Origin of the sequence: Candidatus Accumulibacter similis (genome assembly GCA_013347225.1) — a bacterium.
In the GTDB taxonomy this organism is placed as follows: Bacteria; Pseudomonadota; Gammaproteobacteria; order Burkholderiales; family Rhodocyclaceae; genus Accumulibacter; species Accumulibacter similis.
The window spans coordinates 3,207,777-3,231,683 of record CP054595.1; the positions used below are offsets into that span (position 1 = coordinate 3,207,777).

General features: G+C 62.9%; 23 protein-coding genes and 1 pseudogene. 4 read left to right on the forward strand and 20 right to left on the reverse strand.

What is annotated here, in order from left to right; genetic code table 11:
• Nucleotides 1-10 precede the first annotated feature (10 nt).
• The 18 genes and pseudogenes from HT579_14050 to HT579_14135 all read right to left on the reverse strand — a co-directional run bounded on the left by HT579_14050 (nucleotide 11) and on the right by HT579_14135 (nucleotide 16,970).
• Entirely contained in the window at nucleotides 11-1,720 is a 1,710-nt protein-coding gene (locus HT579_14050; protein ID QKS29938.1) for an outer membrane protein assembly factor, read from the reverse strand.
• 471 nt (nucleotides 1,721-2,191) lie between these two features.
• On the reverse strand, nucleotides 2,192-2,671 hold the full coding sequence (locus HT579_14055; GenBank protein ID QKS29939.1) for a CPBP family intramembrane metalloprotease: 480 nt from the start codon (nucleotides 2,669-2,671) through the stop codon (nucleotides 2,192-2,194).
• A 19-nt stretch (nucleotides 2,672-2,690) separates the two neighbouring features.
• A complete protein-coding gene (locus HT579_14060; protein QKS29940.1) occupies nucleotides 2,691-4,124 on the reverse strand; it encodes a DUF839 domain-containing protein in 1,434 nt (477 codons plus the stop codon).
• Between the two features lie 327 nt (nucleotides 4,125-4,451).
• Entirely contained in the window at nucleotides 4,452-4,934 is a 483-nt protein-coding gene (locus HT579_14065; GenBank protein QKS29941.1) for a VOC family protein, read from the reverse strand.
• 144 nt (nucleotides 4,935-5,078) lie between these two features.
• On the reverse strand, nucleotides 5,079-5,510 hold the full coding sequence (locus tag HT579_14070; GenBank protein QKS29942.1) for an ester cyclase: 432 nt from the start codon (nucleotides 5,508-5,510) through the stop codon (nucleotides 5,079-5,081).
• A 66-nt stretch (nucleotides 5,511-5,576) separates the two neighbouring features.
• Nucleotides 5,577-5,783: a hypothetical protein gene (locus HT579_14075; protein ID QKS29943.1), complete on the reverse strand. Its 207-nt coding sequence runs from the start codon at nucleotides 5,781-5,783 to the stop codon at nucleotides 5,577-5,579.
• A 367-nt stretch (nucleotides 5,784-6,150) separates the two neighbouring features.
• Nucleotides 6,151-6,354, reverse strand: a complete 204-nt coding sequence (locus HT579_14080) for a hypothetical protein (protein ID QKS31649.1) — start codon at nucleotides 6,352-6,354, stop codon at nucleotides 6,151-6,153.
• Complete coding sequence (locus tag HT579_14085) at nucleotides 6,347-6,829, reverse strand: type II toxin-antitoxin system VapC family toxin (GenBank protein ID QKS29944.1); 483 nt, start codon at nucleotides 6,827-6,829, stop codon at nucleotides 6,347-6,349. Before HT579_14085 ends, HT579_14080 begins: the two co-directional genes overlap by 8 nt.
• 126 nt (nucleotides 6,830-6,955) lie before the next feature.
• Nucleotides 6,956-7,213: a hypothetical protein gene (locus HT579_14090; GenBank protein ID QKS29945.1), complete on the reverse strand. Its 258-nt coding sequence runs from the start codon at nucleotides 7,211-7,213 to the stop codon at nucleotides 6,956-6,958.
• 176 nt (nucleotides 7,214-7,389) lie between these two features.
• Nucleotides 7,390-8,715 (reverse strand): annotated as a pseudogene (ltrA, locus tag HT579_14095) (group II intron reverse transcriptase/maturase).
• Nucleotides 8,716-9,211: 496 nt separating this feature from the next.
• On the reverse strand, nucleotides 9,212-9,928 hold the full coding sequence (locus HT579_14100) for a hypothetical protein (GenBank protein QKS29946.1): 717 nt from the start codon (nucleotides 9,926-9,928) through the stop codon (nucleotides 9,212-9,214).
• A 94-nt stretch (nucleotides 9,929-10,022) separates the two neighbouring features.
• Nucleotides 10,023-10,532 carry a hypothetical protein gene (locus HT579_14105; GenBank protein QKS29947.1) on the reverse strand — a complete coding sequence of 170 codons (510 nt, stop codon included), beginning with the start codon at nucleotides 10,530-10,532 and terminating at the stop codon, nucleotides 10,023-10,025.
• Between the two features lie 131 nt (nucleotides 10,533-10,663).
• The gene (locus HT579_14110; protein QKS29948.1) at nucleotides 10,664-11,557 is read right to left on the reverse strand and encodes a nucleotidyltransferase; all 894 of its coding nucleotides are present in this window, start codon (nucleotides 11,555-11,557) and stop codon (nucleotides 10,664-10,666) included.
• A gap of 13 nt (nucleotides 11,558-11,570) precedes the next feature.
• Nucleotides 11,571-12,518: a patatin-like phospholipase family protein gene (locus HT579_14115; GenBank protein ID QKS29949.1), complete on the reverse strand. Its 948-nt coding sequence runs from the start codon at nucleotides 12,516-12,518 to the stop codon at nucleotides 11,571-11,573.
• A gap of 141 nt (nucleotides 12,519-12,659) precedes the next feature.
• A complete protein-coding gene (locus HT579_14120; protein ID QKS29950.1) occupies nucleotides 12,660-13,460 on the reverse strand; it encodes a TIGR02391 family protein in 801 nt (266 codons plus the stop codon).
• Between the two features lie 108 nt (nucleotides 13,461-13,568).
• Nucleotides 13,569-14,978, reverse strand: a complete 1,410-nt coding sequence (locus HT579_14125) for a group II intron reverse transcriptase/maturase (protein ID QKS29951.1) — start codon at nucleotides 14,976-14,978, stop codon at nucleotides 13,569-13,571.
• Between the two features lie 479 nt (nucleotides 14,979-15,457).
• Nucleotides 15,458-16,363, reverse strand: coding sequence for a hypothetical protein (locus HT579_14130; GenBank protein QKS29952.1), 906 nt, complete (start codon nucleotides 16,361-16,363; stop codon nucleotides 15,458-15,460).
• A 136-nt stretch (nucleotides 16,364-16,499) separates the two neighbouring features.
• Nucleotides 16,500-16,970 carry a hypothetical protein gene (locus tag HT579_14135; protein QKS29953.1) on the reverse strand — a complete coding sequence of 157 codons (471 nt, stop codon included), beginning with the start codon at nucleotides 16,968-16,970 and terminating at the stop codon, nucleotides 16,500-16,502.
• An 899-nt stretch (nucleotides 16,971-17,869) separates the two neighbouring features.
• Between HT579_14135 and HT579_14140 the strand changes: the two genes are divergently transcribed.
• Together HT579_14140 and HT579_14145 are read left to right on the forward strand one after the other, a co-directional pair.
• Nucleotides 17,870-18,550 (forward strand): hypothetical protein, encoded by a 681-nt coding sequence (locus tag HT579_14140; protein ID QKS29954.1) that lies wholly within the window; start codon nucleotides 17,870-17,872, stop codon nucleotides 18,548-18,550.
• Nucleotides 18,551-19,396: 846 nt separating this feature from the next.
• Nucleotides 19,397-20,287, forward strand: a complete 891-nt coding sequence (locus tag HT579_14145) for a Mut7-C ubiquitin/RNAse domain-containing protein (protein ID QKS29955.1) — start codon at nucleotides 19,397-19,399, stop codon at nucleotides 20,285-20,287.
• Here the strand turns inward: HT579_14145 and epmB are convergent.
• Complete coding sequence (epmB, locus tag HT579_14150; GenBank protein QKS29956.1) at nucleotides 20,209-21,240, reverse strand: EF-P beta-lysylation protein EpmB; 1,032 nt, start codon at nucleotides 21,238-21,240, stop codon at nucleotides 20,209-20,211. The genes HT579_14145 and epmB overlap by 79 nt on opposite strands.
• 41 nt (nucleotides 21,241-21,281) lie before the next feature.
• Between epmB and efp the strand changes: the two genes are divergently transcribed.
• Nucleotides 21,282-21,851 (forward strand): elongation factor P, encoded by a 570-nt coding sequence (gene efp, locus HT579_14155; protein ID QKS29957.1) that lies wholly within the window; start codon nucleotides 21,282-21,284, stop codon nucleotides 21,849-21,851.
• Nucleotides 21,852-21,888: 37 nt separating this feature from the next.
• On the forward strand, nucleotides 21,889-22,839 hold the full coding sequence (genX, locus tag HT579_14160) for an EF-P lysine aminoacylase GenX (protein QKS29958.1): 951 nt from the start codon (nucleotides 21,889-21,891) through the stop codon (nucleotides 22,837-22,839).
• A gap of 39 nt (nucleotides 22,840-22,878) precedes the next feature.
• On the opposite strand, the gene HT579_14165 is transcribed toward genX, so the two are convergent.
• Nucleotides 22,879-23,724, reverse strand: a complete 846-nt coding sequence (locus tag HT579_14165) for a DUF4239 domain-containing protein (protein QKS29959.1) — start codon at nucleotides 23,722-23,724, stop codon at nucleotides 22,879-22,881.
• Nucleotides 23,725-23,907: the final 183 nt, after the last annotated feature.

A 23,907-nucleotide genomic window follows, 5' to 3' on the forward strand; every position in this document is an offset into this window, starting at 1 on the left:
CAGCGGCCGTTCAAAACGGGATCGCCAGCGAAAAATCGAGTCGCAGCGTGCCGTCACGCTGGCCGTAGGCGACATCGATGCCGAGCGGGCCGGCCGGGCTGCGCCAGCGCGCACCGACCCCGTAGCCGACCGCCAGGCTCATCTCCTGCAGATCGTCGACGGCGTTGCCGGCATCGACGAAGACGGCCGCCCCCCAGGTGGGCGTTAGCCAGTGCGTGTACTCGCCACTCAGCGTCACCAGGTAGCGGCCGCCGACGATCGCCGACCCCTGCGGCACACCGAGGCTGAGGTACGGGTAGCCGCGCACCGAGTTGCTGCCACCGGTGCGGAAGAGGAAATCCTGCGGAATCCCCTGCGACGACTCGGCGAAGGTCACCCCGAGCTCGCCACGAAACAGCAGCGCATCGCTGGCCCCGAGCGGTACGCCCTGGCTGTAGCGCAGATAGGTGCGCACGAAGCTCTGGTCGGACAGGAGATGCTTGCTGCCACCGCCGATCTGGAACTGCAGCGACAGTCCCTCGGCCGGGTCGAGCGGATCGACGGCATGCCGCCAGGTCCAGCCGGCCTGCGCCGTCAGTGCCCGGTTGGTCGTCGCGACGGCGCCCTGCGGCGCCTGGCGTTCGTTCTGCCAGTTGATGCCGAGCTGCTGCTCGATGCTGCCCAGCTTCTGCAAGCGCATCACGCCGACGGCAAAGCGGTCGATATCGAGGTTCTCGATGTCCGAGTGCTCGATGACCGTGCCGACGCCGTCCCGCCGCTGCTGCTCGTCCGGCGGGAAGAAGACGTCAGCGAAGGCGGACTGCCGCAACTGCTCGATGCGGACCCCGGTCTGCAACTGCCAGGCACGGCCGAGGAAATCGCTGCTGCGGTAGCCGGCCTCGACGCGCGCACCGGTGTTGGTGCTGTAACCGACGCCGAGGGTGATCTGGTACGGCGCGCGCTCGCGCACCCGCACGAGTACCGGAGCGCTGACCCAGCCATCGTTCGCGGCGGCGGTTTCGCCATCGGCCTCGCTGCGCTGCAGCGCGACGCTGACCGACGAGAAGTACGGCGTGCTCTGCAGCGCAGCCTGCAGCGCCAGCAACTGATCCTCGCGATACGCATCGCCCGGCCTGACACTGCGGTTGAAGCGCGCCACCAGCTCGGGCCGGTAGCGCTGCAGGCCGCTGATCTGCAGCTCGCCGAAGCGATAGCGCGGTCCCGCTTCGGCGACCACCAGCAGGTCGACGCGCAGCGCCTCCGGATCGACGTCGGCACGGGTCTGCTGCAGGCGCGCACCGGCATGGTCGACCGCCAGCAGGCCGGCGAGCAGCGAATCCTTGGCTTCGTCCCAGTCGGCCTGGCGGAAGGGCCGTCCAACCGTCAGCTTCCAGCCGTCGACCAGTTCCTGCCGCCGTGCCGCGTCGACCTCATCGCTGATGTCGATACGCACGCTGCCGATCAGCGCCCGTGCTCCGGGATCGACCTCGAGCAGAAGCTCGTCGCCATCGCGGCGCAGGTTGACGCGCGGCGAGAAGTAACCCTCGGTGGCCAGCAGCTTCTCCACCTCGCGCTGCATGCGGCGCGCGAAAGCCACCTCGGCCGGCTGATCGGTGACGTCGCCGATCTCGAGGTGGGTCTCGAGCAGCGCACGTACGTCCTCCGGTGCGCGCAAGGTGGGCACGACAGCCAGAGCAGGCAGGGAGAGCAGCATCGCTGCGAGGGAGAGGAAACGGTGCATGAGGGCCGAATTGCCGACCGCCGAACGAGTCGCGTCAATGCGAACGGGAAAGGATGAGAGAAAAACGAAACAACCAGCGATCGCGCATCGTGCAGCCACCTCGACGAAAATCGTTCGCGGAAACCCGGCCGCGGCTGCAGCCGGCAGGCGCCGCCCGCCCTGCGCCCGGCCGACCCACCGCAATCCGTCAGGGTGCAGCGCCCGATGGTACCAGCGTTCCAGCTCAACAACCACACTCGGCCGCCGCGAGCGATGCCGTGCGCCGGCAGCGGCAGACGAAGCGACCAGGCAAGGTCAGGGGCGGCCATCCGTTCAACCGCAGGGATCTGGTCAGGGTCTTCCGGGCAGGGATCCAGGCGCCTTCCACAGCCGCTGGCCCGGCCCGCCTGCCAGTCTCAGCAGTCGGTCGTCGTTCGCCGATCGGTTGACAGCGGCGGGCCGGGCCTCATCCATCTGGATCGCCATCACCAATCAGCCCGGGCGCTGCCAAACAGGGGGGACTACGCGTCCGCGCCTTGCCGCCATGACCAACATCACGATGCCGGCAGTGGTGGATGAAAGCAGTGCGAGCACGGACGATTCAACACCGAAGCGGCCGCCAGTCAGCCAGTCGGGGCCGTTGATGGTGGACCGGATCAGGCCCTGCTGGGCATCGTTGCCGGAGACAATGCCTGAGAAAACGGCCGACTGCGTGCAGTTCCACGCCAGATGGAAGCCGATGCACAACCAGAGCCGGCGCGTCGGCATGTAAGCCGCAGCCAGCAGGATGCCGGCCTCCACGGCGATGAACAGCGCTCCCTCAAGCGTGCCCTGCGGGTTCAACAGGTGGGTCAGGCCGAACACGGGCGAAGACATCACCAGCGCTGTCCAACTCCCGAACCACCGCTCCACGCAGCCATACAGCACGCCGCGGAACAACAGCTCCTCGTACACGATCGAGCTCAACGCCATGCGGTTTGCGGAAGGCCGCTCAGGCGCGCCTGCGGCGTCGTGCCGTCGCACCCAGCAGGCCCAGACCTGCCAGCACCATGCTGCTGGTCTCCGGCTCCGGAACGGCAGTGATCCGGACCAGCAGGTCGTTGCCACTTGTCGGGTGCTGGACATTCACGTACGCCACGTCGGGGTTGAAGGGGTCGAAGTACAGCCCGGTCGGCTCGGCGCCGGGGGTGCTCAGCGAGGCCCACTTGCCGACTGCCTCGGCGACCCCATCCCTGTCGATGTCCTGCAGGAACCAGATGTCCGCTCGGCCGCCGTCCTGGTCCTCGATGCCGTAGATGTTGCCGTTGGCATCGATGGCAAGGTTGTCCGGATTGCTCCACGTGCCGCCGACCGCGAGCCCGGTCGCCATGTCCGGAGTGCCGCCATCAGCAGCCAGCCTGACGTCGTTCGAGGCCAGATCGAGCGAATAGATCCGACCGCGCCCATTGGCGCTGTTGCCGTCGCTGTCGGAGTCGGTGGTGGTGAAGTAGAGAATCTGCCTACCGCTGGGTGCCGTTTGAATCTCCAGATCCTCTGGGCGATTGTAGCCGGTGCCCAAGACGGCAGCATGGTCGGCGGTCGCCCGGCCATCGATGGTACCGTCGGCCAGAACGGTGGAAATGCCCGCCAGCGGGCCTCCATTCGCGTCGGTGATCGCCACCCAACTGGCGCTACCGGTAATCGCAGGGCCGTTGTTGCCCTCGGACTGGCCGCCCGCGCCGACCTTCAGGACGAAGGTCTGGCCTTTGGCGAAGAAGTCGGCGCCGGTGGCGGCACCGGGTTTGGCGGAAACGTACTTGTACAGGGAGCCTCCGTTCAACTCGTCGATGAAGTACAGGTTGTTGTCCTTGTCAAAGGCCAGGCCTTCATGCGAGACGCGGGGGATGATCGAGCGCTGGACGAGGTTGCCGCCATTCGCCCCGGCGGTGGTCGCGTTGGTCACCTCGAACAGGCGACCCTTGCTGCTGCCGGTTCCCCACGATTCCTCGGCAGTCAGATAGCTGCCCCAGGGGGTCCACCGGGAAGCATCGCCAGACGCGAAACCCTGTGTCCCCGGAGCGATGATGGTCACCGTGCGGGTGTCGTAATTGCCGTCGCGCAGGTCGACCCGCTGTACGCCGGCGGATCCGGCTTCGAAGGGCATGAACAGATAGCGGCCGGCATTGGCGCCGGTTTCGTTGGTCGTGATCATGTCCCAGCTGCCGGAGTTCGAACCCGGAACCAACCGGTTCTGGTTGCTGCGATTGGCCAGGACGACCTGGCTGAAAGCCGGTGACGACAGCCTGAACGGCGCGCTCTCCGGCAGGCTTCCGGCAGCCGGATTGCCGCTCAGCGGCGTAAAGTTGTCGAACCGAGTGAGGTCGGCGGCGTGGACGTTGCCGACCACCATCAGGGCGATGGCGAGATATCCTTTTCTGATCATCATATCAACTATCCCTTCGTGAGTTCGGAGGACGCCGGCTGGCGGACTCGCCTGGCCAGCGTCAGAGCGACCGGCGAGGCTTGCTTGAAACCGGCGCCGTCATCCTGCCGCGTGTGGATGACGAGTTCGTGACCGTTTCAGCATCAAGTTGCCCTTCTCCTTGCCTTCGGCTCGGCGCAGTGGGGTTGGACGCACCGCAGGTGCGGCAAAACCTGGCCACGGGACTTGCACCCATGAAGTAACGCGCCACGCCCGGCGCACACGTTTGGGTCGAGCCGCGGGCCGCGTAGCCGACCGTCCGCTGCAACCGGTTGTTGGACCGCCACCTTCTCACCCCCGCCGCGCGGCATCGATGGCGGCGACGTCGATTTTGCGCATCGTCATCATCGCCGCGAAGGCGCGACGCGCTTGGTCGCCGCCGGCGGCGAGGGCCTCGGTCAGGGTGCGCGGGGTGATCTGCCAGTTGACGCCCCAGCGGTCCTTGCACCAGCCGCATTCGCTCTCCCGTCCGCCGTTGCCGACAATGGTGTTCCAGTAGCGGTCGGTCTCCTCCTGCGTGTCGGTGGCGATCTGGAATGAGAAGGCCTCCGTTTGCGGGAAGAGTGGCCCGCCGTTCAGCCCGATGCAGGGAATGCCGAAGACGGTGAAATGGACAACCAGTACGTCGCCTGCCTTGTTGCCGGGACTGTCCGTCGGCGAGCGGAGCACCGCCGTCACCTCGCTGTCGGGAAAGGCCGAAGCATAGAAGCGTGCGGCTTCCTCGGCCTCACGGTCGTACCAGATGCAAATCGTGTTCTTTGCGACGGGTGTCATGGTGCTAGTCCATCTAGACTTTGAATTGAGCCATCCTCGCGCGGTGCCAAGGCCTCGGTGGTTGGCGGTCCAACGTTCAGGTCGATCGGACGCACCGGCGAAGGCGGTGCGTCCGCTCGAACCGATTTTGGGGCGACACTCCTGTCAGAGCGCGATCTGCGTGAAGCCCAGCGCCCGCAACAAGCCAATCGAGTCGACATAGACGTCCTTGCGTGCCACGAGGCCGCCAATGAAGGGAATTACATCGACACCGTTCCATGAAACCTTCTTTCCAGTTGGTTGCACGGTGATGGAGCCCCGGGTGTAAGGAATCGCCAACGTACCCGTCGCCGTCCACTCCTGCGTGACGAAATCATCACGCACATACGTGCGACGAGCATGAAAGTGGATATCCGGGAACGCCGCGAAGACCCCTTTCACGATCTCGCGTATGGCGCTCTTGCCGACGCCTCTTCCTCCGCTCGTGTGGTTCTCAAAGACCGAATCCTCTGTGTGCATCGCGAGAATGGCCTCCACGTCGTGGCTATTCCATGCCGCTTCGTAAGCCGCAATGGTCTCTTCAAGGGGGTGCTTCATGCTGGTGATACCTCCGTTCAAACGGCTCCTGGACGCCTACCTTCGTGTGTTGCCCAAAGTTGAAATTCAGCGGTGAGCGAAGCGAGTCCGCTGCAATGCCAAGTCAGTCTCCGGTGGTGGGCTGACAGGGGCAGGAATGACCGTCCACCCCTCGGCTGCGTGTTTGTTTTGGCGCGCCTGGAGATCGGCAAAAATGCGATCGAGATCGAAGCCAAAACTAGCGGCGTGTTGTTCGCGAATCGCTCGTACTTCGTGGATGATGCTATTAGTCATCTTCATCTCCCAAGAGTTCGTCAAGTGTACAAATGAAAGGCAACAACAAGCCCAGCGGTCGGAAATGCTCGGCGATTCGCGCTTGAACTTCCGGGTTGGCAATGTGCCGGCAGTTCCACGTCAGCAGACAGTCCACGAAATGAACTGTGGCGATCGAAATATGCATGGCATCCTCGCTCGCCTTGATCGGCACGATGCCTGAAGCAACCAGCCCTTTCTATTGTCTTGCACCCTATTGTCTTCCGTATAGTGCATTGCCTCGATGCTGCTGCCGAGTACTGCCGTTATTGCGTCGCGCCAGCTGAGATTGGGCATGGTTAAGTGACCTTGTGATGGCTGCGCGGAATATGACGCCGAACGTTCAAATTCAACGGTGCGCGAAGCGAGTCCGCTGCAAAGCAGAGTTAGGCGTAGGGACTTCAGATGGAGGAGAAACAAAGGGGTGGCCGGCGGCAATACGCTCAGCCTCCGACCTTTTCAGGTCTGCATAAATCGCGCGCAGGTCGTAAGCAAACCGAGCGGCATGGGCGTCACGAATGGCCCGCACTTCATCGATCACTTCGTCATTCAGCATTGGCTTCTCCAAGAAGTTCTTCCGGTGTACAAATGAAGGGTAGAAATAGCCCAATCTGCTCAAAGTACTCCGCAATGCATCTTTGTATCTCAGGGTTTGCGATATGCCGACAGTTCCATGTCAGCAGATAATCCATACCGCTGACCGTGGCGACCGCGATGTGCAGCGCATCTTCGGCAGCCTTGACCGGCAGAATTCCATGTCCTACCAACGACTCCGCGATATGGAGTGCCTGCTCAGTGATCAAGAGCAAAGGCACATCAGTCAACACAGCCAGCCGTTTCTCGGCTGCATCTGGGTCACCAGCGCCGCACTCACGCAATACCGCCTCCGACACCAGCAGTTCGTACTGACTGCGGGTTTCCCACCAAGCAAGAGTAATTTGCTGATGAGCTGCCCCGAGAATGGTCTTGCTGGGACGAGCCGTCAGGTAGCTGATGACCGAGGTTTCAACGTATACCTTTCGCTTCATGACTTCAACCCTCGTTCAGAAAACCGTGGTCTGTCCCCTATTGGTTCGCCGCGCCCGGCAACGCGCCAGCTTGCGCGCAAGGCCTTCGGCCGCAACAGCGCAGGGTCATGATTTAGCCTCAACCGGTCATAGATGAGCGATGACCGTTGCAGGGATGCTATGGATCATTAGGCAGTGGGGCTTACTGGTTGGAGTAATCGCCAATATCTCCGTCAAGCTCTTGGAGGTTGCTTGGCTCCGCTCTCCCTTTCCTAAGTTGGCGGCCTTGACATGATTCAATGCCCTATCCTTCGCCTGCTGTTCGCTGGTGGCGGTAACAATATATTCCCGAACACTTTCATCGCCCTGTGTATGCAAATAGACACGGTAGAGCTGATCAGCCATTGTTATTCTCCATAGTGATGGTAAGCGTAGAGTCAGGCACTGCGTTGAAAAAGCAAGGCGCCAAGTAGCCTTCGGACTGAGACGCCCAATCGGGATAGGAGAAAGCCTCGCGGCCTCCCCCTCCCACACCACCGGACGAACGGGTCACGTATCCGGCGGTTCGATGAAGCAAATTCCTACCGCGGCGCAAGGCTCGGTAGTCCCATTTGTTCGAAGAAGCGCAACGGGAGCGCGATCGACAGGGCCGGCGTCTGCGACACCCGCCATGGACCGTGTGCGGACTTGCTGGTATGCCACGCTTCACGCACAGACACGCCGCGTTTGCGCAGTTCCCGATAGCCCGCTCGACCCCATTGCTTCCAGAGATAGCAGCGTAACTTGCGTCGTACCCACTTGTCGAGGTCGCGCAGAGGGCTCAGCACTTCGGCGATTCCGAAGTACGCTTTCCAACCAAGCAGGGTTTCTCTAAGCTCTGCGACGACGGCGGCGACGGTGGTGCCTCTCGTCCGACGGGTCAGTTCCCGCACGCGGTCCTTGAGCTTGTCGAGGGCCTTGTCGGCCACCTTGAGCTTGGCACCGTTGCGACTGACCGTGAAGCCCAGGAACTTGCGGTTCATGGGCCGATCGACCGCGCTCTTCAGCGGATTCACTGTGAGCCGCAGCGAGTCACTGACAAAGCGTGTCACGCTGGCCATCACCCGCTCACCCGCACGCTTGCTCTTGACGAGGATGTTGCAGTCGTCGGCGTAACGGGCAAAGCGGTGGCCGCGCCGCTCCAGTTCCCAATCCAGTTCATCCAGCACCGCGTTAGCCAGCACCGGCGAGAGCGGGCCGCCTTGCGGCACGCCAAGCGTCGTGGGGTGTATCTGACCCTCGATGCTCACGCCAGCCTTCAGGAAGCGATTGATCAGGCGCAGCAGGTCAGCGTCCGGGCAGCGACTTTTCAGGCGCGTCATCAGCCGGTCATGATTCACCCGGTCAAAGAAGGCTTGCAGGTCCATATCCACCACCCAGTTGAAGCCACCACGGATGTTCGCCTGCACGATGCGGACGGCTTGGTGGGCCGAGCGCTTCGGGCGGAATCCGTAGCTCTGGGGGTGAAAGTGCGGTTCCCATAGCGCCGAGATAACTTGCGCGATGGCTTGCTGTATGAAACGGTCCAACACCGTCGGGATGCCCAGCGGGCGTTTCTTCCCGTCGGCCTTGTCGATTTCCACGCGCTTGACCGGTTGCGGACGGTAGCGGCCCGCTTCCAGTTGCTCGCGGATTTCCGGCCAGTGGTGTCGGAGGTAGTCCGGAAGTGCCTCAACGGTCATGCCGTCGAGACCCGGCGCGCCCTTGTTCTAGCGCACTTGCTTCAGGGCGCGTCGCAAATTGGCCCGATCCAGCACTTGGGCCAGCAACGCTTGGGAAGGAATCGACTCGGGACTCCCTGACAACCCAGCGGCGAGTTCATCCTGCGGGGTAGCCGCAGCCTGCAGGGGCAGGTGGTCAGATGCGATCCCGTCTCTCTTCGTCACGGTCCTTCGTCTTTCATCGTTCGGGCCTTCGGTGGGAAGCGCCACCTACTATGCCCTCTGCTGACTTCTCCACGGCATTCAGCGCCAGTCACCCAACGCCCAGCCTCGTTGCTCTGAGGCACCGGGGAGACCTCCCGGGGTAAGACTCGTTACCTTCGCTGCATGGACGCCGGATTTACAAAATGCACCCCAGCCGCAGATGGAGGGCTTCGCGGTCACGTGCCCGCTCGCCCCGGATGCATCACGCCTCATATCCGGTTTTTGTTCATCGCCCCGCAGCTTTGGATTGGGCTTCCTCCGCACCTCGCCTCACGACGACGCACTTGCCCTTCTCCTTGCCTTCGGCTCTGCGAAAACCTGGCCATAGGACTTGCACCTATGAAGTAACGCGCCATGCCCGGCGCACACGTTCGGCATGAGGGGCGGGCCGCGGCTCTATGCGGGCACGTCCCCTCGATGGCGTTGTTGGGCACCTTTGTCACTGGAACGCCAATCCTCGTGACGTAAAGGATACGACGTCAAGGTCTATGCTGACACTCTGAGGTAGCTGGGCCGACTTCAGGATTCCCGCCGCTAACCGCACTAACGCCTCGTCGAACGCAGCCTGTCCGTTAAGCGAGGGTGCAGGGACTTGTCGTTCAAGGAGGGCCGAGAGGTCTGCGCGCGACTCAAAAACCGCTTGAGCGAGTGTGGCGAACAGATCGTAGTAACCGTTTCGAAGCTGAACTAGACCGCCGCTATCGAGGTGATGGCGGTACTTCTCAGGTCCGCCCCCATGGAGGTCTGGGTAATCGCGATGTACTTCGAGTGAATGATAAAATGCACGCGGATCGCCGGTATGCACGTGAAAGATGACTGGTAAATCATTTTCGTACCCTGACACGTGAATTCCTCGCCGCAGATACGACCATGGCTTTCCGAGCGATTCGAGTTCAGGGTTGAGAGTGCTGACCAAACGTTCACAAACTGCGGCAACCGAGTCGTGGGGCTGGATTTTCGCAACAAAGCGACGTGCCCAGTCCTCAAGTGATTCATCGCCGGGGAGGTTTGCATTACCCCAGAAGGCGAGAGCCACATTCGCTTGTGGCGCGTACCAAACCTTCTTTGCCGCAAGTATTTCGACACCACGAACTGATCGGCGAGTGACTGCGCGATCACCAACAACAGTGATCCCGACTGCTGATGCGGTAGTCACAACGAGTGTCATCGCGCCAGAGATGCCCAACGTAAAAGTGAGGGGCGCGACGCCGATAGGCGGAGCGTCCCACTCAACTGTCGGGTTGGGAGGCTTATTGCTCGAAGAACCATTGCATAAACTCCTCGGCGACTTCCGGCGATAACTCCTGAACTGCCTCAGCAACTGCGACTTGACCTTTTGATGCAGCGATGGCCGAAAGTGCACAAGACAAAAAGGTTGCATCCCATTCACGGGCAGAGGCGGCTGCAACTAAAGCAGGCAGCCGCGACAGCGCCTCGAAGTACGAAGGTGCAATATCTTCTGGAAGGGGCACGCCATTCTTTTTGCGGCATATCTCTACCCATGCGGGAAACTGAAAATAGGTGAAGTCGGCTTTTATGGGGGAAGAAGCAAGCGCCTGAACTACATGCGGAACCGCAGCGAATGAGGCTGGGTAAACATCGCCTTGATGAGCGAGAGAACTCCACAAGGTGAACCAAGGCTCTTTGTCATCCGATGAGTCAGGGACACTGGCGAGTTGCTTCAGCAAAGCAGGAATGTCGGAGGCTTCCCCATAGGCATGCTGTAACTCAGACCATCGTGAACTTTCGAGACTAAGCAATGCGTACTCCTTTTGATGCCCAACGTTGGAATTCAGCCGACGGCAAAAAGCGCAGCTTTTTGATGGTCGGCTGGAATGACTTGTTATGCGGCATAGGGAACGGACGCATAGACAGTGGTAGCTCTGATTGCTTACCACTCATTCCACAGCTTAATCGAGGCCTCGACAAATGCATCGCAGTTCGCCTGCGTCCAGCAAGTGTGGTGGCCATCGCGCAGAAGGTAATACTGCTCGTTGGCACACACGAGATCGGACTTCGACGCGTCCTGCCTATACCAGTTCAAAGCGTTTGCCACGCAGTCCTGGTAGCTGGACGTGAGCTTCTCGTTCGGCAGGTTGTAGAGCAGGCCTTCAATGTAGTACGAAGGCGCGATGCCCGACTTGATCAAGCCATCGTTGACCATTCGGCTGCGCATGTTCTTGAACACACGTGCCATCGGCTTGAACCACTTCGAAGTGTTCTGGTGCTTCGTCGTAAGGTTGGCCGAGTGCTGCTTCGGATAGTTCGCGATCCGTTCGCCCTTGCCGTTCCAAAAACAGATGCCTTCGACGTACTCGGAGTCGTTCGATGAGCGAAACTTGAAGTAACGGCGAAACTGGATGGCCACAATAACGTCTGCTTTGCGGCGCGAACCATTCGCATCGATAGCAATGGCCTTGTCGCCGGCCGTGACAGCATCCCCGTACTGCTGTGTGAGCACTGACAGGACATCCTTCTTGAAGTCGACGTGCGTGTAGGTTGCGTCACGAAACGCCGACTTGTACGCTACCTTCTCCTCTTCGGTCAGTTGGGTCAGGTCGCTCTGGAAGCAGTCATCAAGCCGGATGACGATGTCCACATCGCTCTCTGCATAGATGTTCGTGTCGTTGCCGTACGAGCCTTGGAGGAACACTTTGAAGTTCTTGCCGGCGTAGGGCGTGGTGTTCGCCTCCAGGACGTTCTTGATCGTGTTGTAAGTGTTGCTCGACTGGGTGATCGACCCTTGGTGTGACCACGCTTCGAGTTGCGACTCTGGTATTGCCATCTTCTCTCCTTGGCTACATCAAATACTCGCGAAGCTGCTTCTCGCGCGAAGCAAACGACTCCCGTCCGCGCTGGAACAGGACGCCCAGCTTCTTGAGGTCGTGCTCAAGCAGATCGGTGGCCATCTCTGGCGTGACGTAGGAGTCGCTGATCCGGATGGTGGGCACGTCATGGAACAGAATCTGACGCAACTGGTCCATCGATTGCGTGTTGATCTCTAGGGTCTTCTGCAGTAACTGGACGCTGACGAGGTACTTCTTTGCCAGCCACATCAGTAGGCTCGGCTTTGGGTCCGGGTAGATCCCCACGCCGACGCTCACCAGCCGCATGTCGTTGCGCTCGCGCTTCAGGGCCTGCACGGCATCCGCAATCGCATATAACGTCGGGTTGTTCGCGCAGTAGCCGCCGTCGATTAGCTCGATCTCCTCGCCCATGGAGGTCCGGACGATCGTGCGCTCGAAGAAGGGATAGGCCGAGCAAGACGCCTTGACGGCATCAGCGATGCTCACGCCGAAGCCCGGCACAAATGTTCCGAGCCGACCGTGCGCCTGGGCGACGCTGCCCTTGAAGATCATCGGGCGCTCAGTGAGCCACTTGGCGGTAACGATCCCGATGCCGGTCCTGACATCGCTGAAGGCCGCATCGCCAAAGACCTCGCTTGCCAACTTCTTCAACGCCGCCGACCTGGCTGGAGCGGTCTTCTGCGACATCACGGTGGGCACATGCTTGCGGTACAGCTCTAGGATGGAGTCGACGCTGTGGCCGAGCGCAATCAGTGACGCGATAATGGCACCGGTGCTCGTGCCGAAAACCAGGTCGAACTTTTGGTACAGCGGGCACCCGATCATGGCCTCGACTTCTTTTAGCACACCGAGCGTGTAGAAACCCTTGGCACCACCGCCGTCGAGTGTCAGTACGCGCAGTACTTCTCTTTCGCCTTGTTCTGTTGTTACTTGATTCATTTCGCCTATCTCGGGTTTGCGCAATTTGCCGTACTCACCGTCAAATGGGGTATGACGCATAACGAGGAGCTTCACCGGACGACGACGGCGGGCGAAGCACGCCGTTGGCGGTCCAGTGTAAGCGTGGGTTAGGCCGCACTCTCACACTTTAGTTGCGACGTCCAATTTGCGATGCACATATGAAAGCATGGCGAAAACGTCGAGAGCGTCTTGCTCCGGCATGGCCCACACGACCTTGGGCGCGTGGGCCGTGGGGTTACGGATGGCGCCAAACACTCCAACGAGGAGGTTGGCAATGCCCTTTTGCTCGCTAATCTCGGTTTCGGAGCTGAGGGAGTTCAGCGCGAGTATTGGAGTCTTAGTTGAAAGCGCTGTGTTGACCAGCTCCGCCCCGTCGGTGGCGAGACCGGAAAGCTGCCGAAGCCGCTCCGCTACTCCCTTGACCGCTTCGAGCACCGCGTGAAAGTAGTTCTCTTCGAGAAGTTCGGCCCTGCAGTACTTGAAGACTTCTGGGTGCGTTCCTCGTTTCGCAAGGGAAGCGTGTAGGCGGGTTGCTCTCGCCCGCGCGCCATCAACCGTGGCCTCTGGCGTAGTGCGAATGACTTGACCCTTATCGTTGACGCCGTAGCCAGCAAAGGCGAGGGCAACATTGAGCCCGTCCTGAAGCCAGAGGAACTGTTCAGGCTTCGACGTGTAGCGCGCGGGTGAGAGTGCCTTGTTTATGAATTGGATCAGATAATTTCCAACTTGATGTTCGTTCTGCGCTTGAGCCAGCGCATTGAACAAGCGCTTCCACTTGGTCATGGAGGGTGTTGGATCAGCGACACCGATCTCCTGCAAGATGCGTTCGATATCGCCGCCTGTCAGTCCTTGCGTTGTGTCCGCGAGGACTCGACAAGCCGCCTCCAGGTGGGAGGACTCGAAGCAGGGGAGGCGTGCCATGGTATTCCTTGTGCGGCTTAATCGGGATAGGAGAAAGCCTCGCGGCCTCCCCCTCCCACACCACCGGACGAACGGGTCACGTATCCGGCGGTTCGATGAAGCAAATTCCTACCGCGGCGCAAGGCTCGGTAGTCCCATTTGTTCGAAGAAGCGCAACGGGAGCGCGATCGACAGGGCCGGCGTCTGCGACACCCGCCATGGACCGTGTGCGGACTTGCTGGTATGCCACGCTTCACGCACAGACACGCCGCGTTTGCGCAGTTCCCGATAGCCCGCTCGACCCCATTGCTTCCAGAGATAGCAGCGTAACTTGCGTCGTACCCACTTGTCGAGGTCGCGCAGAGGGCTCAGCACTTCGGCGATTCCGAAGTACGCTTTCCAACCAAGCAGGGTTTCTCTAAGCTCTGCGACGACGGCGGCGAAGGTGGTGCCTCTCGTCCGACGGGTCAGTTCCCGCACGCGGTCCTTGAGCTTGTCGAGGGCCTTGTCGGCCACCTTGAGCTTGGCACCGTTGCGACTGACCGTGAAGCCCAGGAACTTGCGGTTCATGGGCCGATCGACCGCGCTCTTCAGCGGATTCACTGTGAGCCGCAGCGAGTCACTGACAAAGCGTGTCACGCTGGCCATCACCCGCTCACCCGCACGCTTGCTCTTGACGAGGATGTTGCAGTCGTCGGCGTAACGGGCAAAGCGGTGGCCGCGCCGCTCCAGTTCCCAATCCAGTTCATCCAGCACCGCGTTAGCCAGCACCGGCGAGAGCGGGCCGCCTTGCGGCACGCCAAGCGTCGTGGGGTGTATCTGACCCTCGATGCTCACGCCAGCCTTCAGGAAGCGATTGATCAGGCGGAGCAGGTCGGCGTCCGGACAGCGGCTCTTCAGGCGCGTCATCAGCCGGTCATGATTCACCCGGTCAAAGAAGGCTTGCAGGTCCATATCCACCACCCAGTTGAAGCCACCACGGATGTTCGCCTGCACGATGCGGACGGCTTGGTGGGCCGAGCGCTTCGGGCGACCAGCCCGAAGGGCGCAGGACAGCCGAAGGCTGGTTCCGCGCAGCGGAATGCGGCGCAGCCGCACAAATCCGTAGCTCTGGGGGTGAAAGTGCGGTTCCCATAGCGCCGAGATAACTTGCGCGATGGCTTGCTGTATGAAACGGTCCAACACCGTCGGGATGCCCAGCGGGCGTTTCTTCCCGTCGGCCTTGTCGATTTCCACGCGCTTGACCGGTTGCGGACGGTAGCGGCCCGCTTCCAGTTGCTCGCGGATTTCCGGCCAGTGGTGTCGGAGGTAGTCCGGAAGTGCCTCAACGGTCATGCCGTCGAGACCCGGCGCACCCTTGTTCTGGCGCACTTGCTTCAGGGCGCGTCGCAAATTGGCCCGATCCAGTACCTGGGCCAGCAACGCTTGGGAAGGAATCGACTCGGGTTTCCCTGACAAACCAGCGACGAGTTCATCCTGCGGGGTAGCCGCAGCCTGCAGGGGCAGGTGGTCAGATGCGATCCCGTCTCTCTTCGTCACGGTCCTTCGTCTTTCATCGTTCGGGCCTTCGGTGGGAAGCGCCACCTACTATGCCCTCTGCTGACTTCTCCACGGCATTCAGCGCCAGTCACCCAACGCCCAGCCTCGTTGCTCTGAGGCACCGGGGAGACCTCCCGGGGTAAGACTCGTTACCTTCGCTGCATGGACGCCGGATTTACAAAATGCACCCCAGCCGCAGATGGAGGGCTTCGCGGTCACGTGCCCGCTCGCCCCGGATGCATCACGCCTCATATCCGGTTTTTGTTCATCGCCCCGCAGCTTTGGATTGGGCTTCCTCCGCACCCCGCCTCGCGGCGACGCACTTGCCCTTCTCCTTGCCTTCGGCTCTGCGAAAACCTGGCCATAGGACTTGCACCTATGAAGTAACGCGCCATGCCCGGCGCACACGTCTGAATTCACCGGCCTGCGCGGCTTTTCGCGTAGGTCCGGTGGAATGATGGGTTCGGCGTCTACGACAACTAAACGAGGTCACGGCCATCCTCAAAAATTGAATTGGCGTCGACGTAGTTCAACTCCTCGTAGTCCTGCAGTTTGAGGCCGCAGAAATAGCAGTTGATGCTATCCACGAAGACTCCCGTGACGTAAGACGTCTTTTCGGCAGGGTCGTAGTCGTAGTCTGGCTCAATCCTGGCGACGGCCTCTTGAGCACATGCGGGGCATGTAAACGGAACGTAACTGAAATCGTGGCCAGAGCTGGCAAGTAAGGACCGTGTTATGTCGTTCGCTTGCTTTATGAACTCTGGCTGCGACTCTCTCCCAAGCCAAAGCGCTTTATGCTGCTCGATACGACTTGCCATCGCTCTCGAAAAATCTTCTTCGCTTTGTATCTTCCGACTTAGATCACGAAGTCGGTCATGGTCTGTTCCAAAAAATTCTTGAACCGATAACGACCGCTCAGAGCAAATGTCGTTCAGCAACTTGTAACCGTCCTTGGCTAAGAGGCGGTTAGCCTTGACGATGTCTAGTTCGGACAGCGGGCGATGGGCAAGAATGTCTCGATAGTTTGCAAGCGAAAACAACAGCTGGCTGTTTTCCTTTACGCCAGCGGAAAAAATCAGCGCACGCTGCATTGCAACCCTAAAAGACACAACGTCGGTATCTGGTTTGCTTGATGTCACACCATGCTGATCGCCATTTACGAACTGGTGCTTGTAGAGACACGGGGCAGCGTTCTTGAAATCTCCGCTCGTTAAGACAAAAACCGGGTTCACTTCGGCTAGGACAAACTTCAACAGCCGCTCAACACCGAGAGAAAAAAACGTCGTTGCGTGAATAACCTCCCGCTCATTCATTTGAGCATTGATGTCCCCGCAAGACATCAGAATCAGCTTTTTGGCGTCAGCCAGAAATTCACTTGCTGTCATCGGTTGCCCCTTTGCTGCCAAGACGCCGAACGTTTGACGTGAGGGGCCGCCGTAGCGGCGAAGCCGCGAAGGGAACCCACAAGCGCAGCTTGTCGGCGGTCCCTCTCGACGGAATTGTTAGAGCGAAGCCGACCCATCATCTGTTGAACCCCGTGTAACCAACCTCTTTAGATACAGCGCGGATCAATTTCTCGGAGAACGACTCTAGCAGGCCATATGCGGGAATGGTTTTCATGCCCGTAACTATGTAATTCAACTGCTTGGTTGAGTAAAGATCGTTGAGTATCTCTACCGCGGCCTCTTCCGCCGAGTGGAAAGACACCAAGCTCAAAAGTTGAAGCTCTCTTGCTTTTCTCTGACAGGCGTGCAGATCGTGACCAAACCTCTTAGATCGAAGCTCGCGAAGAGTTACGCCGCGATGAAGCAAATAGGACTTAAACGCTAACTCAATTGAATGCCCGATGAGATATAGAGCAGGCATTGGCGAAACGAGCTCAAAACCATCTTTCTTCGCAAAGTGGTCATCAACGGCACGCGACGAATCAAAGAAATCATGGGCGTATCGAGCAAGGCCAATCGGCGTAGTCAGCGCTGGGTCATCGTGCATGATTCGCTCTAACCTGATGTAGCAGGCCTATTCGACGCAAAGCTTTGCATCGGCATTCTGCCCGCATGCACAAAAACAGCGAAATTACTCGACAGAACAATGCGGTAAGCCATGCGCCCCTCCACTAAGAATTCCGGCAATTGCGTCAGCGCCCTCCCCGCTTCGCAATCCCCTTGGCTGAGCAATCAGCCCGGCGAGCGCCAATGACGACACTATAGCTCAGCCCCGCAAAGAGCCGCAACCAGAGGGGCTGTCGCCACTCTCACGTCAGGTATCGTCGGATTGATTCCGGCAATTTGCTGACACTCCCATGTGCAGGCTTCGCCACCAGGAGGGGACCGCGGCGACAACGGAGTGTGCCCGAAGAGCGCATCGAGCGGCACTCTGGCCCTGTACAGGCCTGTGATTCAGTGATCTCCACGCGCTACGCGACTCAATGTTTCCGGGCGGGGCGTTTGACCGGTACCGGTTCAAACTGCGCCAGCGCCTCAAGACATCGGGCAAGTTGTCTGAGGGCCGGACCAGCATCCGGATGCAACACACCCGCCCCGATGCCGACCAGCTCGGTTGGCGGTAGAGGGATGTCGAAGCTCCGCACGTGAATACGCGCGGTCGGTGAAGCCGAGCGAGGGCCGGAGCGGTTGCCGAGCGCGGCCAGAGTTCCGGCGTCCTGTTGTGACTCGGCACGGGAGTCGAGCCCTGGCGTTTGCGCTGCGCCGCGGGCTTCCACCGCAGGCGGCAGCCGTCATTCTGCGTGCGCGTCGCTGTCGGCACCGTGACCAGGACCATCCCGACCCGAGCCCGCGCTTTTCTTGGCTCTTTCGTCTTGCCAGAAAGCCTGCGGCGCGCTAATTTCCATTCCGCAATCGTGCCAATGACCCTTTACAGGAGATTCAACCATGAATGACCGGGAAGCTCGCCGTCACGACATGTTCGGCCGTGTGCAGACTTTCGGCAACGCGAATGCCGCGGACTTTGCCGCCGGCAGCAAGGCGGCCGGGCATTTTGCGCGCTTGGCGCAGATCGTCGCGGATCTCGATGTCGAGAAGGCGCGACAGAACGGCGGTTCCGCGACGGCGAAGGAGGTCCTGTTCGATTCGCTGCGCCTCGATCTGCAGGCAATCGCCCGCACGGCGCGCGCCATCGACGCGGGCGAACCCGGCTTCGCCGACCGCTTCCGCAACCCCCCCACCCCGACCCAGCAGGCGCTGCTCACCGCCGCCGATGCCTTTGCGCGCGAACTCGCCGACCCGGCGGTCGTGGCGAAGTTCGTCGCCTACGAGTTGCCGGCGGATTTCGTCGCCGACCTCGCCGACGACATCGCCGCGATCCGCTCCGCCGACGCCGACATGCAGTCGGACGACCAGACCGGTGTCGCCAGTACCGCCGCCGTCGGCCGCCTGATCCGCGAAGGAATGGCCGAGGTGATGCAGCTCGACGCGATCATGAACAACAAGTACGCCCGCAACCCCGACAGGATGCGCGCCTGGGACAGCGCGAGCCACATCGACCGCGCCCCGCGACGTGCGAAGAAGTCCGCCGGCGGGACGCCGCCCACTTCGACGAAGGCAGCCGGGTAACAGTTGCGCGCGCCGGTGCGGTACCGCCGGCGCCGCCTGCCGTCTCGCCGCGGCGGCGTGCCCGCTTCGGCCCGCTCCGGCGTGGCGACAAGGGCACGCCGTTGCAGCGCGGCAAGGCGAGGAAGTCACCTCGGGCACTGCCCTACAGCGTTGCCGATTGCGGTATGGCCATGGGCGGCCGGTCGACCCGCCGGACGATCCCGGCAAGGCACAGGCTTTCGCCCCTGCCCGCCAGAGGCACGCAGTCTCACTCCAGGACCCGACCGGCATGCCCAGGCCGCAACGCGCACGCCCCTGGCTTCGACTCGCACGCTCCTGGCTACGGCTCACACGCCCCTGGCTGCAACTCGCACGCCCCTGGCTTCAGCTCGCACACGTCTGGCTACGGCTCGCACGCCTCTGGCTACGGCTCGCACGCCTCTGGCTGCAACTCGCACGCCTCTGGCTTCAACTCGCACGCCTCTGGCTTCGGCTCGCACGCCCCTGGCTTCAACTCGCACGCCTCTGGCTTCAACTCGCACGCCTCTGGCTACGGCTCGCACACCTTTGGCGTCAACTCGCACACCTCTGGCTTCAAGTCGCACGCCCGCGCATGGTCGTCGCTCCCGACAGGCACCACGTCGATGCCGGCGATGCGGCGCGTGTTCCCGTTCGCGGCAACGTCGGTCCTCTCGGGCTGCCGGCGGGCCCGACCAGCGAAAGCGCGCATCTGCCCCATCAGCCGCGCCCGACCGCAGCGCGCCGACGCTCCGGATCGCTGCCCGGGACAGCCGGCCGGCATCCCGGTCCGCGGCCGGCGATCGCCGTTCCTGTCGCAGGGGCCTTGATTGATATACTGTCCCGGCAATGGTGAGCCTTCGCTTCTACGCCGAACTGAACGATTTCATTGCCGCCGATCGCCGGCAGCGCGACTTCGAATGGGCGTCCGCGGCCGATGTGCCGGTCAAGCACCTCATCGAGGGCTGCGGCGTGCCGCATACCGAGGTGGCGCTGATCCTGGTCAATGGCGAACCGGCCGGCTTCGACCGGCGGCTGTGCGCCGGCGACCGGGTCGCGGTCTATCCGGCGTTCCTGGCGTTCGGCCTGCGCCCGCCGCTGCCCGCCGCCCGTTTCGTCGCCGACGCCCATCTCGGCGCGCTGGCGCGGCTGCTGCGGCTGGCGGGCTTCGACACGGTCTATGGCAACCGGCTCGCCGATGACGAGATCGAACGCCTCGCCGCGGTGGAGGGGCGGGTCGTCCTGACGCGCGACCGCGACCTGCTGAAAAGGCGCGCCATCGGCCACGGCTGTTATGTCCATGCGCAGCAGCCCGACCTGCAGTTGCGCGAGATCGTCGCCCGCCTCGACCTCGCCGACCGGGTGCAGCCCTTTTCCCGTTGCCTGGTCTGCAACGCGCGGCTCCTGCCGGTCGCCAAGCGGCTGGTGAGCGACCTCCTGCCCGGGCGCGTCCGCGACCGCCTGGATTCCTTTCACCGCTGCCAGGACTGCCAGCGAATCTACTGGGAGGGCAGCCACTGGCGCAGGATGCGCGAGCGCCTGCAGCGCGCACTCGCGGCAACGGCGGCTGCGCATGCGGTGACGGCGGCTGCGGCAACCGCGGCGGCGCATGCTGTGACGGCGGATGCGGCAACCGCGGCGGCGCCGCCGCCGCCAACCACTCAGCCGGCGGCCGGGAACTGCAGCGGCACCTTCGACGGCGCCTGCGCCACTTCGCGCACGAGTCGCGGCACCAGGTAGCCGGGCAGGCGCGCGAGCAGGCCGGCGTGCAGTTCGTGCACGCGCTCCTCGGCGACGGCGAAATGGCCGGCGCCGGCCACCCGATCGAGCAGGTGCAGGTAATACGGCAGCACGCCGATGGCGAACAGGCGCTCGGACAGCGCGCAGAGGTCGTCGAGCCGGTCATTGACGCCGGCCAGCAGCACCGACTGGTTGAGCAGCGTGACGCCGGCGCGGCGCAACGGCGCGAGCGCGGCCGCCACCCCGTCGTCGAGTTCCTGCGCGTGGTTGGCATGGATGACCAGGCTCGTCGGCAGGCGGCAGTCGCCGAGCAGCCGCAGCAGTTGCGGCGTGATGCGCGCCGGGATGAGCACCGGCAGGCGGCTGTGCAGGCGCAGCCGGCGAAGCTGCGGGATGGCTGCGAGGCGCTCGACCAGCCACTGCAGTTGCCGGTCCGGCAGCGACAGCGGGTCGCCGCCGGAAAGGATCACCTCGCTGATCGACGGGTCGCCGGCGATGCAGTCGAAGACCCGTTGCCAGTCGGCGCGCGCCGGCTGCATCGCGGCGTAGGGAAAATGGCGGCGGAAGCAGTAGCGGCAGTGGATCGGGCAATGGCCGCTGGCGATCAGCAGCACGCGCCCGTGGAACTTGTGCAGCAGTCCCGGCAGCCGCACCGCCCCGGCTTCGCCGAGCGGGTCGCAGGAGAAGCCCGGCAGCGGCAGGCGCTCGGCCATCCGCGGCAGCACCTGGCGCAGCAGCGGATCGTCGGCGCGGCCCGGCTGCATGCGGTCGACGAAGGCGCGCGGGACGCGCAGGGCAAAGGCCTGCGCGTCGTCGATGTCGACATCGCCGCGCGACAGGCCGAGCAGGCCGAGCAGTTCGTCGACGTCGCCGATGACGGTCCGCATCGCCACCTGCCAGGGTTCGCCGGCAGCGTCCCTCCCCTGCCAATTGGCCGGGCTTCGCGCTATCATGGCGCCCTTCATCGATCTTGACCGTCTCACCAGGAAATCCAATGGCGACCTATTCTACCAACGAATTCAAATCGGGCCTGAAAGTGATGCTGGAGGGCGACCCCTGCACCATCCTCGAGAACGAGTTCGTCAAACCCGGCAAGGGGCAGGCATTCAACCGCGTCAAGCTGCGCAACCTGAAGACCAACCGCGTCTGGGAAAAGACCTTCAAGTCCGGCGACTCGCTCGAGGGCGCCGACGTCATCGACCGCGAGCTGCAGTACCTCTACAGCGACGGCGAGTTCTTCCACTTCATGGAACCCGAGAACTTCGAGCAGTACCAGGCGAGCAGCGACACCGTCGGCGACGCGGCGCGCTGGCTGCGCGAGCAGGACATGTGCACCGTGACGCTGTACAACGGCGCGCCGCTCGCCGTCAGCCCGCCGAACTTCGTCGAACTCGAGATCGTCCACACCGAGCCCGGAATCCGCGGCGACACCGCCCAGGGCGGCACCAAGCCGGCCCGCCTGTCGACCGGCGCGACGGTCAAGGTGCCGCTGTTCGTCAACGAGGGCGAGATCATCAAGTGCGACACGCGTTCGGGCGAGTACGTCTCGCGCGTCAAGTCCTGATCGCTGCCGCCCGCACGCCGCGGCCCGCCGCGCCCTGATGGGGCGACCGCCCGCCTGGCAGGCGAGCGCGCCGCTCGCCAACCTGCGGCGCCGGGCGGAGATCGTCGCCCGCATCCGTTGCCACTTCGCCGCCGAGGGACTGCTCGAGGTCGACACGCCGCAGCTCTGCCCGGCGACGGTCACCGATCCGCACCTGCAGAGCATCGAGGTCGCCGGCTACGGCTACCTGCAGACCTCGCCCGAATACGCGATGAAGCGTCTGCTCGCCGCCGGCAGCGGCTCGATCTGGCAGATTGCGCACGTCTTTCGCGGCAACGAGTGCGGCCGCCGCCACAACCCCGAGTTCAGCATGCTCGAGTGGTACCGCGTCGACTGCACGCCGGAACGGTTGATGGCCGAGGTCGCCACCGTCGCCCGCCTGGCGCTCGGCGAGGTGGGCTGCGTCAGCCACCGCTACCGCGACCTCTTCCGCCAACACCTCGGTCTCGACCCGCTCACCTGCGACACCGCGGCGCTGCGCCAGGCCGCGCAGGCGCGGCTTGACCCCGCCTTCGACGATGCCGACCGCGACACCTGGCTCGAACTGTTGATGAGCCAGGCGATCGAACCGCATCTCGGCCGCGACGAACTGTGCTTCGTCATCGATTATCCGCCGTCGCAGGCGGCGCTCGCCCGCCTGCGCAGCGACCGCGACGGGCAGCCGGTGGCGGCGCGCTTCGAGCTGTATTTTCGCGGCGTCGAACTCGCCAACGGCTACCACGAGCTGCTCGACGCCGGCGAACAGCGGCGCCGCTTCGCCGCCGACCTGCAGCGGCGCAGCGAACTGGGGCTGCCGGCGGTGCCGATCGACGAGGAATTCCTCGCCGCCATCGACAGCGGCCTGCCCGACTGCAGCGGCGTCGCCCTCGGCCTCGACCGTCTGGTCATGCTCGCCGTCGATGCCGGCTCGCTGCAGGAAGTGCTGAACTTTCCCTGCCGGCGCGGCTGAACGTTGCCGGCCAGCAGCAGCCGCGCCGGCAGGCGCGCGTCACTGCGGCGGTACGGCCGCTCCGCTGGCAGCGGCTTCGGCGCCCTGCTCGACGTCGTCAAGCAGCAGCATCTTCTCCAGCACCTCGCGGTATGGTGCCGGCGAGACGTTGATCCCGCCCTGGAACGGATGGTCGCTGACGGCGATGAAATAGAGGACGAGGGCGATCGGCGCCGCCACCAGCAGGGTCACGGTCGCATGCATGGCGAAACTGTCGACGCGCAGCAGGAAGCACGACGAGATGGCGATCGACCCGAGCAGGATGACGACGATCCACAGCTCGGCCGGCAGCGCCGTGTCGCGCACCGCCTGCACCCGCTGCCAGTGCGCCTGCAGGAGGTGGTTGTACGAGCGCAGAACCGCCGCCTGGACGATCTTCTGCCCTTCGGTGACGGGCTCGAAGGAAATGATCGAACGCTGCGCCTTCTCGATGATGCGCAGGGTGTCGCGCGGCAGCTGCCCCTTCTGGTGCAGTGGCCACTCGACATTGATGACGTACCTGGTATAGGCGACCAGTGCCCGCCGGCCCTGCTGCTGCAGCGGTGGCGGGTAGCCGCCGAGATCGTGGTAGAGAACGGCGATCGCCGCCGCCTCGCGGCTGACGTCGCTGCCGGCATCGACCATGTTGCCCCACACCGCGACCGCCGTCAGGCCGGCGGCGACGGCGTAGACGCCGATCAGCGCCGACAGCAGGCCGGCGATGGTGCCGTTGTCGAAGTGCTGGTGCAGCCCTGACGAGCGCACACGCGGCGCCACCAGCGCGACGCCGGCGACCGACAGCAGCGCGACGACGCCAATGACGAAAGCGGCCAGCTCGAGCGAGCTGAGTTCATGCAACCAGTTCATCGGCGCGACAACCCGGGAAAGAGAGTGCGCAGCATTCTAACGGCTGCAGCCGCCGCCGTGCGTCCCGTCGCCGACGTGCGCACCACCGGCGCATCATGCCGCCGTGTCACGCGCGTCGGTCCGCAGCCGCAACGCGACGGCGCAACTGCCACCGCGGGCGCAACGGGAGTTCCGGCACCGCAC

Coding starts and splice junctions, on each gene's coding strand:
- HT579_14145 (QKS29955.1), top strand. CDS start 19,397: ATGGTGAGCCTTCGCTTCTACGCCGAACTGAACGATTTCATTGCCGCC.
- HT579_14090 (QKS29945.1), bottom strand. CDS start 7,213: ATGGCTGATCAGCTCTACCGTGTCTATTTGCATACACAGGGCGATGAA.
- HT579_14085 (QKS29944.1), bottom strand. CDS start 6,829: ATGAAGCGAAAGGTATACGTTGAAACCTCGGTCATCAGCTACCTGACG.
- HT579_14050 (QKS29938.1), bottom strand. CDS start 1,720: ATGCACCGTTTCCTCTCCCTCGCAGCGATGCTGCTCTCCCTGCCTGCT.
- HT579_14120 (QKS29950.1), bottom strand. CDS start 13,460: ATGGCACGCCTCCCCTGCTTCGAGTCCTCCCACCTGGAGGCGGCTTGT.
- HT579_14075 (QKS29943.1), bottom strand. CDS start 5,783: ATGACTAATAGCATCATCCACGAAGTACGAGCGATTCGCGAACAACAC.
- HT579_14135 (QKS29953.1), bottom strand. CDS start 16,970: ATGCACGATGACCCAGCGCTGACTACGCCGATTGGCCTTGCTCGATAC.
- genX (QKS29958.1), top strand. CDS start 21,889: ATGGGGCGACCGCCCGCCTGGCAGGCGAGCGCGCCGCTCGCCAACCTG.
- HT579_14165 (QKS29959.1), bottom strand. CDS start 23,724: ATGAACTGGTTGCATGAACTCAGCTCGCTCGAGCTGGCCGCTTTCGTC.
- efp (QKS29957.1), top strand. CDS start 21,282: ATGGCGACCTATTCTACCAACGAATTCAAATCGGGCCTGAAAGTGATG.
- HT579_14055 (QKS29939.1), bottom strand. CDS start 2,671: ATGGCGTTGAGCTCGATCGTGTACGAGGAGCTGTTGTTCCGCGGCGTG.
- HT579_14065 (QKS29941.1), bottom strand. CDS start 4,934: ATGACACCCGTCGCAAAGAACACGATTTGCATCTGGTACGACCGTGAG.
- HT579_14130 (QKS29952.1), bottom strand. CDS start 16,363: ATGACAGCAAGTGAATTTCTGGCTGACGCCAAAAAGCTGATTCTGATG.
- HT579_14140 (QKS29954.1), top strand. CDS start 17,870: ATGAATGACCGGGAAGCTCGCCGTCACGACATGTTCGGCCGTGTGCAG.
- HT579_14110 (QKS29948.1), bottom strand. CDS start 11,557: ATGGCAATACCAGAGTCGCAACTCGAAGCGTGGTCACACCAAGGGTCG.
- HT579_14070 (QKS29942.1), bottom strand. CDS start 5,510: ATGAAGCACCCCCTTGAAGAGACCATTGCGGCTTACGAAGCGGCATGG.
- epmB (QKS29956.1), bottom strand. CDS start 21,240: ATGATAGCGCGAAGCCCGGCCAATTGGCAGGGGAGGGACGCTGCCGGC.
- HT579_14060 (QKS29940.1), bottom strand. CDS start 4,124: ATGATGATCAGAAAAGGATATCTCGCCATCGCCCTGATGGTGGTCGGC.
- HT579_14115 (QKS29949.1), bottom strand. CDS start 12,518: ATGAATCAAGTAACAACAGAACAAGGCGAAAGAGAAGTACTGCGCGTA.